This is a genomic window from Acinetobacter sp. YH12155, assembly GCF_013418255.1.
Taxonomy (GTDB): Bacteria; Pseudomonadota; Gammaproteobacteria; order Pseudomonadales; family Moraxellaceae; genus Acinetobacter; species Acinetobacter indicus.
This window is the reverse complement of sequence record NZ_VPCK01000020.1, coordinates 32143-47063: the sequence shown is the minus strand read 5'-3', so window position 1 is coordinate 47063 and position 14921 is coordinate 32143. Positions and strand designations below refer to the sequence as shown.

The 14921-nt window shown below is 47.5% G+C and carries 13 protein-coding genes; 7 read left to right on the top strand and 6 right to left on the bottom strand.

Annotated elements, in window-relative coordinates; genetic code table 11:
• The first annotated feature begins 265 nt into the window (after positions 1-265).
• On the top strand, positions 266-3325 hold the full coding sequence (locus FTU86_RS11710; protein ID WP_180048522.1) for a DNA translocase FtsK: 3060 nt from the start codon (positions 266-268) through the stop codon (positions 3323-3325).
• A gap of 63 nt (positions 3326-3388) precedes the next feature.
• On the opposite strand, the gene FTU86_RS11705 is transcribed toward FTU86_RS11710, so the two are convergent.
• The 6 genes from FTU86_RS11705 to FTU86_RS11680 all read right to left on the bottom strand — a co-directional run bounded on the left by FTU86_RS11705 (position 3389) and on the right by FTU86_RS11680 (position 7873).
• The gene (locus tag FTU86_RS11705; RefSeq protein WP_045796110.1) at positions 3389-3676 is read right to left on the bottom strand and encodes a PA4642 family protein; all 288 of its coding nucleotides are present in this window, start codon (positions 3674-3676) and stop codon (positions 3389-3391) included.
• Positions 3677-3878: 202 nt separating this feature from the next.
• Positions 3879-4151, bottom strand: coding sequence for a cell division topological specificity factor MinE (gene minE, locus FTU86_RS11700; protein WP_005179812.1), 273 nt, complete (start codon positions 4149-4151; stop codon positions 3879-3881).
• Between the two features lie 2 nt (positions 4152-4153).
• On the bottom strand, positions 4154-4966 hold the full coding sequence (gene minD, locus FTU86_RS11695; protein WP_005179808.1) for a septum site-determining protein MinD: 813 nt from the start codon (positions 4964-4966) through the stop codon (positions 4154-4156).
• Positions 4967-5034: 68 nt separating this feature from the next.
• Complete coding sequence (minC, locus tag FTU86_RS11690) at positions 5035-5757, bottom strand: septum site-determining protein MinC (protein WP_005179806.1); 723 nt, start codon at positions 5755-5757, stop codon at positions 5035-5037.
• A 121-nt stretch (positions 5758-5878) separates the two neighbouring features.
• The gene (locus FTU86_RS11685) at positions 5879-6934 is read right to left on the bottom strand and encodes a preprotein translocase subunit SecA (protein ID WP_180006904.1); all 1056 of its coding nucleotides are present in this window, start codon (positions 6932-6934) and stop codon (positions 5879-5881) included.
• An 18-nt stretch (positions 6935-6952) separates the two neighbouring features.
• Positions 6953-7873 (bottom strand): acyltransferase, encoded by a 921-nt coding sequence (locus FTU86_RS11680; protein WP_005179793.1) that lies wholly within the window; start codon positions 7871-7873, stop codon positions 6953-6955.
• Positions 7874-8115: 242 nt separating this feature from the next.
• Between FTU86_RS11680 and FTU86_RS11675 the strand changes: the two genes are divergently transcribed.
• From FTU86_RS11675 to FTU86_RS11650, 6 genes are all read left to right on the top strand, one after another.
• Complete coding sequence (locus FTU86_RS11675) at positions 8116-8766, top strand: OmpA family protein (RefSeq protein ID WP_005179792.1); 651 nt, start codon at positions 8116-8118, stop codon at positions 8764-8766.
• A gap of 127 nt (positions 8767-8893) precedes the next feature.
• Entirely contained in the window at positions 8894-10933 is a 2040-nt protein-coding gene (locus FTU86_RS11670) for a UvrD-helicase domain-containing protein (RefSeq protein ID WP_180048523.1), read from the top strand.
• Positions 10934-10963: 30 nt separating this feature from the next.
• Entirely contained in the window at positions 10964-11416 is a 453-nt protein-coding gene (dut, locus tag FTU86_RS11665; protein WP_005179786.1) for a dUTP diphosphatase, read from the top strand.
• 193 nt (positions 11417-11609) lie between these two features.
• Positions 11610-13034, top strand: coding sequence for a phosphomannomutase/phosphoglucomutase (locus tag FTU86_RS11660; RefSeq protein WP_180048524.1), 1425 nt, complete (start codon positions 11610-11612; stop codon positions 13032-13034).
• A 10-nt stretch (positions 13035-13044) separates the two neighbouring features.
• Positions 13045-13947 (top strand): acetylglutamate kinase, encoded by a 903-nt coding sequence (argB, locus tag FTU86_RS11655; RefSeq protein ID WP_005179783.1) that lies wholly within the window; start codon positions 13045-13047, stop codon positions 13945-13947.
• A 114-nt stretch (positions 13948-14061) separates the two neighbouring features.
• A complete protein-coding gene (locus FTU86_RS11650) occupies positions 14062-14874 on the top strand; it encodes a GNAT family N-acetyltransferase (protein ID WP_045796103.1) in 813 nt (270 codons plus the stop codon).
• Positions 14875-14921: the final 47 nt, after the last annotated feature.

The following is a 14921-nucleotide window of genomic DNA, read 5'->3' as shown; positions in this document are numbered from 1 at the left end:
CAATTACGCAGAATAATTCGGTACTATTGAACATCAGGACTAGAGTTGTGAGTTTGGTGTGGTAACTCAACTGATGGCTCTAGTCCTCTTATTTTTCAAGTCAATTTCTTATCCGCGATTCAGGTTATATAGAAAAAGTTAACAACTGACTTCAATAATCTTGCATCTTTTTTGCTGCAACAGGTGCATAATATCTATTTTATGGCCATGCCAAACTGGCGGGTTGCACAAGAACATTTATGAAAAATTGGTTACAGGACAGTATATGACTGCGGTGTCGGGTGCTTATGCACAGCGCTTAATAATGACATTATTTTTGGTTTCATTCGGGATTTATCTGTTCCTTGCGACAGTCACCTATACCCCTTTTGATCCGGGCTGGATGCATTTGTCTAGTGATACCCAGCAGGTGTCCAATGCCAGCGGGGTCGCCGGCGCATGGATTGCCGACCTATTGTTCGGCTTTTTGGGCTGGGCCAGTCTGCTGATTCCGCTGTACCTGTTTATTGAAGCCATTCAGGTGTGGTGGCCGCGTAGTTTCCTGAACCGTCCTTTCCGTTATGCGGCGCAGTTCTTTATTTTGCTGGCCACTGCCAGTCTATTGTATTTGTTCTGGCAAGTGCCGGCCGATACGCTAGAAAATGCTTCTGGCGGGATTATTGGGTATGAACTGGGGCAGAGCCTGTCGCAGCTGCTCACTATTTATGGTGCAGCTTTTTTCCTGCTGGTGTTCTGGGGTGTCCTGTTTACACTGGCCTTTGGGATTAAATGGAACCGGACCTGGGTGACTTTAAAAGCCACGCCAGCTTATTTACAAGACCTGTTTTACCGTGATGTGCCTAAAGCTGATCAACCGGCATCGGTCGTTAAAAAAACAGTGGTGGCCGCTGCACCGGCTGCAGCCGAAGTGGTTACGCCGGCACCAGAACATCGTGAAGTCGAAGAAGCTCCGGTGGCACCAGCGGTGTCCCGTCATGAACAGGTGGCCGAGCGTCTGTTTGATGATATGGTCGAGCGTGAACAGCAGCGTTCTGCAGAGCAGGATCTGCTGGATGAAGAAGAGCAGGTCTTTGAGCAGACGGTCGAAAAAGCCCATCGCCTGACCCAGGACAGTCAGCGTGTGGTGGCAACCGGTGAAGTCTGGCGTGCGCTGAATGATGATGCTGACCAGAAGCACAGTCAGGATATTCATGAGCTGTTACGTGCTTCTCAGGATCAGATTCCGCACGCACCGAAAGATCATTTTAATGCAGTGGTCCAGCCCGTGCATGATGCACCGCCTGCATCGAATACGCCGCAGTCTAATATTGACTGGGATGATGACGAAATCTTTGACGAATTGCTGGCTGCTGTACCGAATGGGAAAGCTGCTCAGGATCTGCATAGTCCATTTAATAGTCAGTCGCAGCCTGAACCTGCACCGCACATCCAGCCGGTGCCAGACGTACAAGCGGTTGAAATGCCATCGGCTGCCACAGCGCAGTATGCAAGCCCGAAAAACCGTCTGAGTGATGAAGAATTTGAAGGGCTGGATGATCTGCTGGTTGATGATCTGAAGCCAGAAGCACCTGCCCCAAGAACTACCAGCAGTTATGCGCAGTCTTCGGCTTTTGTACAGGCGCCTATTCAGCATCAGGCTGCGGTAAGTGCCACAGCGGCTGCACCAGTGGTCAATGACGCGGTGAAAGAAGCCCTATCGAAAGAAGAATTCATTGAGGCCTGGCATGAAACTGCCGGCAAACCGCAAGAAGAAGATGAATTTGACTTTGATGCGCCATTAACCGATGCCATGGGCCGTCCAATGTCGCGTGCCATGCAGGTCGCAGAGAAACGTCGTGATTTATCACCATTGCCGGGTCTGGAGCTACTGGATAAGGTCGATCCAAATAAAAAGGTCAACTTCACCGCAGAGCAGCTGGAGCGTTTATCTGAACTGCTGGAAATCAAGCTGCAGGAATTTAATGTCAAAGCCAAAGTGGTGGAAGCGCAGCCGGGACCGGTAGTTACACGTTTTGAGCTGGATCTGGCGCCGGGGGTAAAAGCCTCGAAAGTCACCAATATTTCCCGTGACCTGGCCCGTTCCATGTCGATGGCTTCGGTGCGTGTGGTCGAGGTGATTCCGGGCAAACCGTATATCGGTATTGAGGTGCCAAACAGTACCCGCGAAATGGTGCGTCTGATTGAGCTGGTGCAAACCCCGAAATTTGAAGATCAGGATGGCATCCTGTCGATGGCGATGGGTAAAGATATTTCTGGTAATCCGGTGATTACCGAACTGGGCAAAGCGCCGCATATGCTGGTTGCAGGGACCACCGGTTCGGGTAAATCGGTGGCGGTGAACTCGATGATTCTGTCGATGTTGCTTAAATACAAGCCGGATCAACTGCGTTTAATTCTGATTGATCCGAAACAGCTGGAACTGGCCAACTATAACGATATTCCACATTTGTTAACGCCGGTGGTAACTGACATGAAAGATGCGGTCAGCGCCCTGAACTGGTGTGTCAATGAAATGGAACGCCGTTATAAGCTGATGTCATTCCTGAAAATCCGTAAACTCAGCGACTATAACCGCAAAGTCGAAGAAGCCCTGGCCAATGGCGAAGACCTGATTGATCCGACCTGGAAACCGGGCGATTCAGCAACCCAGGAACGCGCACCGCGCTTGACGCCGTTACCATCAATTGTGATTGTGGCGGATGAGTTTGCCGACATGATTATGCAGGTCGGTAAAAAAGCCGAAGAAATGATTACCCGTCTGGCGCAGAAATCACGTGCAGCTGGGATTCACTTATTGCTGGCTACCCAGCGTCCATCGGTGGATGTCATTACCGGTCTGATCAAGGCCAACATCCCGACTCGCGTGGCCTTGCGCGTGAACTCAAAAATTGACTCACGGACTATTCTGGATGCTGGCGGGGCAGAAGACCTGCTCGGTCATGGTGACATGCTGTTCCTTGGACCAGGTAAAATTGAACCGGAACGTGTGCATGGTGCCTTTATTTCCGATGATGAAGTCAACCGGATTTGTGATGCCTGGCGTGAACGGGGTTCACCGGATTATGTCGATGAAATTCTGACTCCATTTGATGAAGAACCAGCGTCACGTGGTTTTGAAGATGGTGGTGATGGCGGCTCCGACCGTGATGCGCTGTATGACCAGTGTGTGGCCTTTGTGCTGGAAACCCGTAAAGTGTCGGTATCGTCTTTACAGCGTAAGTTTAGCCTCGGTTATAACCGAGCGGCGCGTATTGTCGATCAGATGCAGGAGCAGGGCATTGTTAGTGAACAGGGTCCGAACGGCAAGCGTGAAATTCTGGTTTAAGCTGTTCTCGATCTTTATAAACAAAGCCCACCAATAGGTGGGCTCTTTTATGGACAGTGCGACTTAAGCAAATTTTGCCAGTACTGCCAAGAATTCTGCGCTTTGGCGCGGGAATTCTGCAATCACGTCATGAATGCGCTGTCCTTCAGGATTGGTGGCATTTACATCACGGCCATCGGCAACAAACTGGGTCAGTAAGCGCTCATAGTCTGTTGGGCGCATATGTTTAAATGCATGGTAAAGCACATGGAAATCAGCATTCACTCCATTCGGAGGAAGCTGATTCAGGTAGGCAAATACACGCTCATCTGACCATTCTTCATTGAATGTTGCTGGTTGAGACAATGCCATCGCAATCTCCTGGAATAGTTTTTCGAAATGAAAAAAAGGCAAAATATGAGTTCGCAAGAGGCAAAGTGTCTTTGTGCACTTTATCTTGAAGCACAGCTTCTCGTCTTGCGGCTGGGCAAATCCTTAAAGCAATGCTTTAAGTTTGCTATTTCCGCCTCATATTCTGCCTTGATTCAATTTGCTTGACTAATCAAAAATCAGATTATCGCTCTTCAGGCAAATTGATATTCATTTCAAGCATTTCAATGTTGGCTTCAGAACGTACCGACATTTGAATGTGCTGTTCATCGACACCGCGGACATAGCGGTTCACGACCTGCATGATTTCTTTTTTCATCTGGTCAATTTTGTCCTGGCTCAGGCGGCGGCCTAAACCATTTTCAGAAGCAACAATGACTTTTAAACGATCCTTGGCGGTTTGAGCACTTGATGCTTTTTCTTCGCTGCTAAATAATTTACTCCAGAATCCTGCCATAATTACGCTCCAAATAATCGTGCTAACCAGCCTTTAGGTTTAGCAGTAATGTGACGGTATGGACGCTCTTCACCCAAGAAACGTGCCACCAGGTCATCATACGCCTGACCCGCTTCAGTTTCGCTATACAGAATGACTGGCTTACCTTCGTTAGATGCTTGCAGAACGCTTTTACATTCTGGAATTACACCTAAAGTTGGTACACGTAAAATATCTTTTGAAATATCGTCAATGGTGAGCATTTCCTGTTTATCGGCACGTTCCGGATTGAAACGTGTGATACATAAATGCTTACGGATACGTCCTTCGTTTTGTTCTACTTTTTTGGTTTTGCTGTCGAGCATGCCAATAATACGATCCGAGTCACGTACTGAAGAAATTTCAGGGTTGGTCACAATAATCGCTTCATCGGCATGGTACATGGCTAAAATGGCGCCACGCTCAATCCCTGCTGGTGAGTCACAGATAATGTAATCAAACTCTTGAGCAAGCTCATCCATGACACGTGCCACACCTTCATCGGTCAGGGCATCTTTATCACGAGTTTGAGAAGCAGGTAAAATATAAAGGTTTTCAATATCTTTATCGCGAATTAATGCTTGTTGTAAACGCGCTTCATTATTTAAAACATTCACAAAATCATAAACAACGCGACGTTCACAACCCATGATCAAGTCCAGGTTACGCAAACCCACGTCAAAATCGATAACAACAGTTTTGTGGCCACGTAGGGCTAAACCTGTTGCAAAAGATGCACTCGTTGTAGTTTTACCTACGCCACCTTTGCCTGATGTTACGACAACAATTTTCGCCACCGAATCCACTCCTGTTATGGTTTAAATCCCCCTTTTGTGTATGGGGTTTTTTGGTGTTTATTTATACATTAAAATTCCAGAGCTTCAAATACAAGCTCTTGGTTGTCATTTAGGTAAATATGTACCGGTTTTTTCGTTACGTGCGGGGGAATATCGTCCGCCACACAGTAAGTGCCTGCAATAGATACCAATTCTGCTTCCAGGGAATGACAGAAAATTCGTGCTGAACTGTTCCCACCTGCGCCGGCAATGACTCTACCACGAACGCTACCATAAATATGTATATTTCCTGAAGCAATCACTTCCGAACCGCTGTTAATACCAGCTTTCAAGATAATATCGCCCTGGTTCTGGACCAGACATTGACCGGTACGCAGAATTTCATCGTGATAAGAGGTCACATGCGAAATTCGTGCCGCTGCAGCTTCTACCACCGCGGCTTCTGCGGCAGGCGCTTCAGGTTCTGCCGGAGTTTCAATGACCTGTTCCTGGGTGGCTTTGATCTGTTGTAACTGACGATCTTGCGGAATTACCGGGAACTGGATGGCACGCGCCTGTTCCGACAGAATGCCTTCTACCACGGCCAGTGGCTGTACATTCAGATCAATCAGCAGTTGAATCAGGGCAATTAATTCCTGATCTACCGAACTTTCAATCACCGCCGGAATTTGGGGTGGAAACCCTTTTTGTAACATTGGGCTCAATTGCTGGCGGATCGCATCATGATCATCTGTATCTAAGCTAATGCGAATCGCATTGACCATTCTGCCTTTTATCCGTATGTCAGCCATAATGATTCCTTAAGACTTCTGACCTGTTCATTGTTGTCGAAGTAAATGTTGTAAATAGAGCAAATCCTAGAACAATTCGGCCGAATACTCTAGCCGAAGGTTTAAATATTTTTATTGCTGGCTATTCTTTGTCAGTTTCCTGCTCATTCAGGATCTGTTGCCACTTTTTCACTTTGACCTGTTTGCGAATGGCTTCCAGGGTTTCAAATACCGCAGATTCTACCAACGCATCAATATGCGGATTATGTTCAATCTCGATCTGGCTGACTTTGTCAGCAATATGCGCATAGGCCACATTATCTGGCAGGGTGTCATGATGGGCAAAAGGCTGAATCAGCCCTTGGGTAATATTTTCGCCCAAACGTTGGCCAATGCTTTGAATCTGCCGTTCCATACGTCCGCCGACAATTGGCAGCAGGCGCAGTAACTGGGTCAGCTCCGGGGTATCTTCAATGGCCTGACTCACCACCTGACCGACATTTTCGGCAATGCTCTGACGCTGGCTCTGCAATTCTTTACCCAAAGATTGCTGCAAGATGTCGGCCAGTGCTGCGGCCAGCAGTTTGCGGTGCTGCTCGACCAGATCATCAATAAACTGGCGATGACCAGTGCTGCTGCTCAGTTCACGTTGCAGGTTATTGACAATGGTCAGCACAATCCGGCTCGACAGTTCTTCCATCACCAGGTTGTAATAAAAGTTGGCGCGTCGGAAGATGCTGTCCGGAATAACCTTGTAGCCATGAATATACAGGTTGTAGCCAATCGCCACGGCGCGTAATAAACGCAGAAAACGCAGCTGTGGCAGAATCGACAGCACTTCATACCAGTGCACGAAAGGGAAGAACCACCAGCGGGCATGATGCCGGAAAATAATCGCCAGGCCCCAGCGTACCAGCAATTCAATAATCAGGAAGGTGGTAAACCAGCCTTCGGTAATAATGACCCAGGGACGCAGTTCTGTGCGATAAAATTGCAATACCTCTGGCAGCTGAATAAAGTTGAAGAGCCAGTCACCAAAATCACTCATCAAAATGGCATTGGCACTCAGGCAGAACAGGTTGATGAGGATTAACGCCATCATAAAGATATCGTATACCAGCACCACTTTCCAGCTCCATGAGTCCTTTCTGACAAAGTGAAAGGAAGATTTGATCACCGGCTCTTCGCGTTTCTTCATAATGCTTTTGGTACTCGCTTACTGCTCAGCAAATTTCTGTTTCATCTCATGAATGAGCTGATCTTTCTCTGTCCAGAGTTGATGCACCCAGTCCTGAAAACGTTCCCGATATGCGGCATCTTCTTCATAATCGCCACCCAGCACCCAGTCTGGAATGTCAATTTTCCGCAGATTGACCGCAATACGCGGCACTTCGCCCAGCCAGAATTCGCCATAGCCCGGTGCGCCGTCCGGATACACAATGGTCATATCTACCAGCGCATCAATTTCATTGCCCAGAATATTCAGCGCCAAGGCCAGACCGCCAGCTTTGGGTTTCAGCAGATGCTGATACGGTGATTGTTGCTGATCATGTTTTTCCTGGGTAAAGCGCGTGCCTTCCAGATAGTTGAGCAGGGTAAACGGCTGGCTGAGCAGCTGTTCGCAGGATTTACGCGCTTCCAGCATGTCGCGGTCTTTTAGCGCCGGATTTTTGGCAATCTGTTCTTTGGTATGCCGCTTCATCATCGGGAAGCCCAGAATTTTAAAGGCCTGTCCGACAAAAGGAATGAAGATCAGTTCCCATTTGGTAAAGAAACGGGTCAGCGGCATGCGGGTTAAACCGAAATACTGGTTGACGGTGGTATCGACCCAGCTCTGGTGGTTACAGGTCATTAAATAACGGCCCTGCATGCTCAGTTCCAGACCATCTTCAATACTGATGTCCCAGTGGGTATTGGGTAATACATGGTCAATCAGCCAGTTGTTGACACTCAGCCAGCTGTTGGTAATCTGGATATTGGTCTGGTCGACCTTGGCCGATTTCTTGAACAATTTGGTCAGGCCCAAAGCCAGTACCGGCGGTCCATGTAAAAAAGTGCTGCCGGTGATCACTGAGCTGACCGTAAGCCCTTTTGTGATTTTTTTTAAGAGCGGTTGCTTATTGGTTTTAGATGACATAAACAGTCCTGAATATAAAAACAACTTATACGAAGTTCTGCCCAATATAATTGTTGTTTTTAAAATAAAAAAGTGTTGAAGTGAAACTGTGTAGGAATTATGGTGAACTTATGCGTAAAACAACATGAGATTATTGCAAATTGTAAATAAAAGTTTATTTATTAACAAAAAATCAATGGTCTAAGCACTTTATTTCATCCAAACTTTCCCATATACGAAAAACACAAGTAAGGAGGCATGCGATGCGTGCACTAGCAATTTCAGCAGTAGTCGGGGCAATGGTATTAACAGGTTGTCAAACCACTGGTAATAACCTGGGCGGCGTAGAATATGACAAAACCGCATTAGGAACCATTATTGGTGCGGCAGCAGGTTATGGTGTTTCTAAAGGGAATGCCAATACCAGCGCACAAAACAACCGTGCAGCAGCAATTGGTGCGGTACTCGGTGGGGCTGCAGGTATCTACCTGGACAATAAAGAGAAAAAATTACGTCAACAAATGGCTGGTACCGGTGTAGATGTTAACCGTAACCCAGATGGTTCTGTTGGCCTGATCATGCCAGGTAACATTACTTTTGATACCAACAAGTCAAACATCAAGCCAAACTTCTATGCAACTCTAGATAAAGTGGCGCAAGTTCTGACTGAAGATAACAAGAGCGGTATCTTGGTGACAGGTTATACTGACAGCACCGGTAATGACTCTATCAACATCCCGTTATCTCAGGCGCGTGCACAATCTGTAGCGAGCTACCTGGCATCTCGTGGTGTATCAACTGCACGTATTAATGCCCAAGGTCACGGTTCATCAAACCCGATCGCGTCTAACGCAACTGCAGAAGGCCGTGAACAAAACCGTCGTGTTGAGATCAGCATTTACGCGATCCAGTAATTCGGTCCAGAATTCAAAAAACCACCTTCGGGTGGTTTTTTTTATGACCAGAAAAGCAGCATTTTAGATTAGGCAACTGTGGTGGAGATGACTATAATCGAGCTCGAACCGAAATAGAGGAAACACTATGTCACTGGCAAGTCAACTCAATGACAAGCAACTTGAAGCCATGAAATATACTCAAGGACCCTTGTTAGTGCTTGCAGGTGCAGGTTCAGGTAAAACCTCGGTGATTACCCGGAAAATTGCCTATCTGGTGCAGCAATGCCGTATTCCGGCACACCGGATTACCGCCATGACATTTACCAACAAGGCCGCGCGTGAAATGAAAGAGCGGGTTGGTAAGTTGCTGTTGCGTGAAGAAGCCAAAGGTCTTTCGGTCTCGACCTTCCATACGTTCGGTTTAAATTTACTGCGTTTAGAGCTGAAACATACCCCGCTTAAAGCCAACTTTTCGATTCTGGATGCCGACGACTGCAAACGCATTCTGATGGATCTGATGCATCGCGACAATTTATCGGGTGCAGAAAGCAAAGAGCTGATTGCGCGGGCCATGAAAATGATTTCGGACTGGAAAAATGACCTGATTCCACCGGAGCAGGCACATACCACCTGTGAAACGCCAGAAGATATCCAAATGGCGCATTTATATCAGCTGTATGAGCGTAATTTACGTGCCTATAACGCAGTCGATTTTGATGACCTGATTGTGATGCCAACCCGGTTATTGAAGGAAAATGCTGAAGTCCGCGATAAATGGCAAAACCGGGTGCGTTATTTGCTCGTCGATGAGTATCAGGACACCAACACCGCGCAGTATATTCTGGTCAAACTTCTGGTCGGGGTAATGGGACAGTTCACCGCCGTAGGGGATGATGACCAGTCCATTTACGCCTGGCGCGGCGCCAAACCGGAAAATATGGCGCTCTTAAAAGAAGATTTCCCAAATTTAAAAGTGATCAAGCTGGAGCAGAACTACCGCTCCACCAGCCGGATTCTAAAAGCGGCCAATACTGTAATTGGCAATAACCCGCATATTTTTGACAAAAAACTCTGGTCGGACAAAGGCCATGGTGAAGTCATCCGGGTGATTACCTGCCGCAATGATGATGATGAAGCAGAGCGCGTGGTCAAAGACCTGATCACGCATAAACTGATGAACGGTAAAAACTGGAAAGATTATGCGATTTTGTATCGCGGTAACTTCCAGGCGCGTATTCTGGAAACCCAGCTGCGCCAGATGCAGATTCCGTACAAGCTGTCAGGAGGTCAGTCTTTCTTCGCCCGGGCAGAAATTAAAGATGTGATGAGCTATTTACGGCTGATTATTAACCCGGAAGATGACAGTGCTTTCCTGCGCATTATCAACACGCCAAAACGTGCCATCGGCCCGGTGACCTTGGAAAAACTGGGCTTATTTGCACAGGAAAACCATCTGTCCTTGCTGGCGGCAGCAGGTGATCAGCGTTTGACCATGGCCATTCCGAAAAAAGCCACGACTCAGCTGGCCGAGTTTGCCGACTTTATCCAGAACTTTACCCGTGAATTGCTGGAAGATGATGAACCGGTGCCAATCATCCGCCAGATGATGAACGAAGCTGGTTATATCGACTACGTCAAAGAAAGCGCCGCCACGCCTGCGCAGGAAAAAACCAAGCTGGACAATATTGAAGTGCTGTACAGCAGTATTCAAAGCCTGATTAACCGCGCTGAAGATGTGGACGAAAAAAATATTGAAAGCGTGATCCGTAAAATGGTGCTGCTGGATATGCTGGAGCAGCAACAGGAGGAGGAAGACACTGACAAGGTCAACTTATTAACCTTGCATGCCTCCAAAGGTCTGGAATTTCCGTATGTCTATTTAATTGGACTGGAAGAGGAAATTCTGCCGCATAAAAACTCGATTGTGGCTGAGACGGTCGAAGAAGAACGCCGTTTGATGTACGTGGGCATTACCCGTGCGCGTCAAGGCCTCACCATTACCCTGGCCGAGCAGCGTAAGGCTGGCGGGCAGATGAAACAGATGACCCCAAGCCGCTTCCTAGATGAAATGCCACAAGATGAGCTGGAATGGCTGGGTCGCAAGAAAAAGCTGGCTGGCGATATCGATCCGAAACTGCAGGCCCAGCATTATCTGGAAAATTTACGTGCGTTAATTAAACGCTAAACCATTCATTGATATAAACAGGAATTACTGATGAAAGTTCAGGTAAAAGTGCTTGATGCACGTTTGGGCCAAGAATGGCCAATGCCAACCTATGCCACCTCTGGTTCGGCAGGTCTGGATTTGCGTGCCTGCGTGCATGAGACCACTGTCATTGAGCCGGGTCAAACCGTATTGGTGAAAACCGGTCTGGCGATTTATATTGAAGATCCGCATTTTGCCGGTTTAATTCTGCCGCGTTCGGGTCTGGGCCATAAACACGGTATTGTGCTCGGCAACCTGGTTGGCCTGATTGATTCTGACTATCAGGGTGAGCTGATGGTGTCGGTATGGAACCGTGGTCAGACTGCATTTAGCCTGGAACCAGGTGAGCGTCTGGCGCAATATGTGCTGGTGCCGGTGGTACAAGCCCAGTTTGATCTGGTTGAGGAATTTGAAGCCACCGAACGTGGTGCTGGCGGTTTTGGCCATACCGGTAAAGCTTAAAATCTGCTTGAATGATAAAGCCTAAACATTAGGCTTTGTCACAACACGCTAGAAAGTAACGCAACAAACACTTAAAATTACATTTTGTAGCGTGAATTCTGTTTTCGGCCGCATAGAATCAGTTCTTATATTAATTTATATTAAAAAGCCTAAAACAATCATTCTCCCTATTCATATATAAAGTAGTTCTGCCATGGATATTCAACAGTCCAGTTTCCCTTTTCAGGTTTTCCGTGCTTACGACATTCGTGGCAAGGTGACTTTGCTGACGCCTGAACTGGTGCAAGCGGTGGCGTTGGGTTTGGCCGTACAAATTAAAAACACGGGCAGCACACGCGTGGTGATTGGTTATGATGCTCGACTCAGCAGTCCGGCCTATGCCGATCTGATCATGCAGGTGCTCCAGCAGCAGGGCTTAAGCCCGACCTTAATGGGCTGTTGTTCCAGTCCGATGCTGTATTACATTGCCCGCCAGTTTGATGGCAATGGCATTATGGTTACGGCCAGTCACAATACCAAATCTGACAATGGTATTAAATGGATTCTGGGTGGAGAACCCCCGACGCCAGACAAGATCCAGCAGGTGGCGGCCCATGCCAGCAACTATTTTCTGGCACATCGACAGCAGCCTGTGGCTGAACAGCCGCATCAGATTTATCCGGAATTTTGCCTGCAGTATCAGCAGGCGCTACTCGATGATATTCAATTACAGCGCTGTTTTAAGGTGGTGCTCGATGGTCTGCATGGTTCAGCGGGTCGCTGCGCTGCGCTGGTCTTGCAAAAACTGGGCTGCGAGCTCATCACAATCCGCTGTGAGGCCAATGGGCATTTCCCCGATCATGCCCCAGATCCCTCTCAGGAAAAACATTTAAGCAAGCTGAAACAGGCGGTACAGCAGCATCAGGCAGATTTAGGCATTGCACTGGATGGCGATGGCGACCGTCTGGTTCTGGTCGATGAACAGGCCAAAGTGATTGGTGCAGACCGTTTGCTGGCATTGTTTGCCGAAATGTGTTTACAGCAACATCCACAGCATGAAGTGGTGTTTGATGTGAAGTGTTCGACCATGGTGCGTAACACGGTACGCGCGCTGGGTGGCCATCCGGTAATGATTCGTACCGGCAGCACCTTCCTGCGTCAGTATCTGGCGCAATCAAAGGGACACGCAGTGTTTGGCGGTGAATATGCCGGGCACTATGTCTTTAATGACGGGCGCGGCTTTGGCTATGATGATGGCCTGTATGCCGCGCTGCGGGTGATGGAATATTTAAGCCAGCGCCCGGAGCGAAGCCTGTCTGAACTGCTGGCCAAATATCCTGAACGCTGTTGTACTGAAGATACTTATATCAGCACTCACAACATTGCTTCAGCGCATGTTTTACATGAGCTTGAAACCTTAAGTCAGCCATTGGCCGCACAATTAAGTAAAATTGATGGCGTTCGACTTGATTTTGAAGATGGTTTTGGCATTATTCGAGCATCGAATACGGGCGAATATTTTACAGTACGTTTTGATGCCGATAATCCGGCACGATTAGCGGATATTCGTCATACCTTTGTTTCCATGCTGAGCAACCGTTATCCGCAGATTGCTCAAGACATTTTAGATGCTCAATAAGGAGAGGCGCATGCCACAGCAACAGACTGGCATCGACAAAGCACAGATTCTGACAGAAGCTTTGCCGTATATTCAACGTTTTATGGGTAAAACGCTGGTCGTGAAATATGGTGGCAATGCCATGACCGATCCTGAGCTGGAAAGTTCATTTGCACGTGACATTGTGCTGCTTAAAACGGTCGGTTTAAACCCGATTGTGGTGCATGGCGGTGGTCCACAGGTCGATTCCTTCCTGAAACAGCTGGGCCGTGAATCTGACCGTATTGATGGCATGCGCGTGACTGATCCGGCGACCATGGAAGTGGTGGAAATGGTGCTCGGCGGTAGCGTGAATAAATCTATCGTCAATTTAATTAACCAGCATGGCGGTCGTGCCATTGGTTTGACCGGTAAAGATGGCAACCTGATTCGGGCCAAAAAACTGCTGATGGAAAAAACTGCAGAAGATGGCTCAGTACAGAAAATTGATTTAGGCTTGGTCGGTGAAGTGGTCGGCGTGAAAACCGACGTACTGGAAATGTTTACCCAAAGTGATTTTATTCCGGTGATTGCACCGTTGGGCGTCGATGAAGAGGGGAATACCTATAATATTAATGCCGATCTGGTGGCTGGTAAGGTCGCTGAAGCTTTGGGCGCAGAAAAACTGATTCTGTTGACCAACATTACGGGTGTACTGGATGCCAACAAGAACCTGCTGACCGGTTTAACCACTCAGGAAGTCGATCAGTTAATTGAAACTGGCGTAATTTATGGCGGTATGATTCCGAAAGTAGGCTGTGCGCTGGATGCTGTCAAAAATGGCGTGGTCAGTGCGCATATTGTCGATGGGCGTGTGCCACATGCTTCCTTGCTGGAAGTCTTTACTGACCATGGGGTGGGCACTTTAATTACCAACCGTGCCGCCAAACACTAAGAGTTAAAACAACTCAAGGTCTCTAAGGAGGCCTTTTTTTATGGCTGATTTTTGGTCATTGAATTGTCATCTGCATCGCCTAGTGTATAGGCAGAACATTAGGAGTGCTGATCGATGTTAGCCAAACTCAATCAATATCGACAAAATTTGAGTTTTCCTTTAAGCAAAAAAAATCATGCCAAATATGATTTTAAAACCACAACAAAAACAGAATACAGCTTTGAATGGGTTGAAAATTTAAAACAGTTAAAAGAAGTACAGCAATTCCGCGCCGAGCAGTTTGCCAACCAGTTTGGTTTACAGTTCGAGCATGGACTGGATCAGGATGTTTACGATTTTGGCTGCGAACATGCCGTATTAAGGGACAAGGCCAGTGGGGAAATTGTGGCCTATACCCGATTAAAACTGTTTCAAGGGCATGAGCTGGCGCAAAGTTATAGTGCCAGCGAATTTGCCATTGAAGAGCAATTAAAGCATCTCAACAATATTGTGGAAATTGGCCGTACCTGCGTGCATCCACGGCATCGGGCCGGTAAAGCCTTATCCATTTTATGGCTGAATCTGGTGCCCAAAGTACTGTGGAGCATGAAAGCCCGCTATTTGATTGGCTGTGTTAGTGTGCGTTTAGAAGGCAATGAAGCGCGTGCCTATCATACCCATCAGTATATCCAGCAGTTAAGCGAACAGCAGCGCTGTAGCATTGCCTCGAAACAGGCGTATATTCCGCAGGCCTCTGAAATGACTTCGCTGAAACAGGGCCGGATTCCCAAGCTGTTTGATATTTACCTGAAAATGCAGGGCAAGCTGTCCACCGAAGCCTATTATGATCAGGAGTTTAACTGTCTGGATTATTTTGTCTTTGTCGAAATGAACCAGGTGCTAAAAAAGATGGTACTCAAGAAAAATACCCGCCACATTGTGGAATAAATAAAACTTTGCAGCGATTGTGATTTGCATGGCCTGACAGAGTCATG

Excerpts from the sequence above, each read along its gene's own strand:
- argB (WP_005179783.1), top strand. The coding sequence starts at position 13,045 with ATGCCACAGCAACAGACTGGCATCGACAAAGCACAGATTCTGACAGAA.
- FTU86_RS11650 (WP_045796103.1), top strand. The coding sequence starts at position 14,062 with ATGTTAGCCAAACTCAATCAATATCGACAAAATTTGAGTTTTCCTTTA.
- FTU86_RS11705 (WP_045796110.1), bottom strand. The coding sequence starts at position 3,676 with ATGGCATTGTCTCAACCAGCAACATTCAATGAAGAATGGTCAGATGAG.
- FTU86_RS11660 (WP_180048524.1), top strand. The coding sequence starts at position 11,610 with ATGGATATTCAACAGTCCAGTTTCCCTTTTCAGGTTTTCCGTGCTTAC.
- FTU86_RS11675 (WP_005179792.1), top strand. The coding sequence starts at position 8,116 with ATGCGTGCACTAGCAATTTCAGCAGTAGTCGGGGCAATGGTATTAACA.
- FTU86_RS11710 (WP_180048522.1), top strand. The coding sequence starts at position 266 with ATGACTGCGGTGTCGGGTGCTTATGCACAGCGCTTAATAATGACATTA.
- FTU86_RS11680 (WP_005179793.1), bottom strand. The coding sequence starts at position 7,873 with ATGTCATCTAAAACCAATAAGCAACCGCTCTTAAAAAAAATCACAAAA.
- FTU86_RS11670 (WP_180048523.1), top strand. The coding sequence starts at position 8,894 with ATGTCACTGGCAAGTCAACTCAATGACAAGCAACTTGAAGCCATGAAA.
- dut (WP_005179786.1), top strand. The coding sequence starts at position 10,964 with ATGAAAGTTCAGGTAAAAGTGCTTGATGCACGTTTGGGCCAAGAATGG.
- minE (WP_005179812.1), bottom strand. The coding sequence starts at position 4,151 with ATGGCAGGATTCTGGAGTAAATTATTTAGCAGCGAAGAAAAAGCATCA.
- FTU86_RS11685 (WP_180006904.1), bottom strand. The coding sequence starts at position 6,934 with ATGAAGAAACGCGAAGAGCCGGTGATCAAATCTTCCTTTCACTTTGTC.
- minC (WP_005179806.1), bottom strand. The coding sequence starts at position 5,757 with ATGGCTGACATACGGATAAAAGGCAGAATGGTCAATGCGATTCGCATT.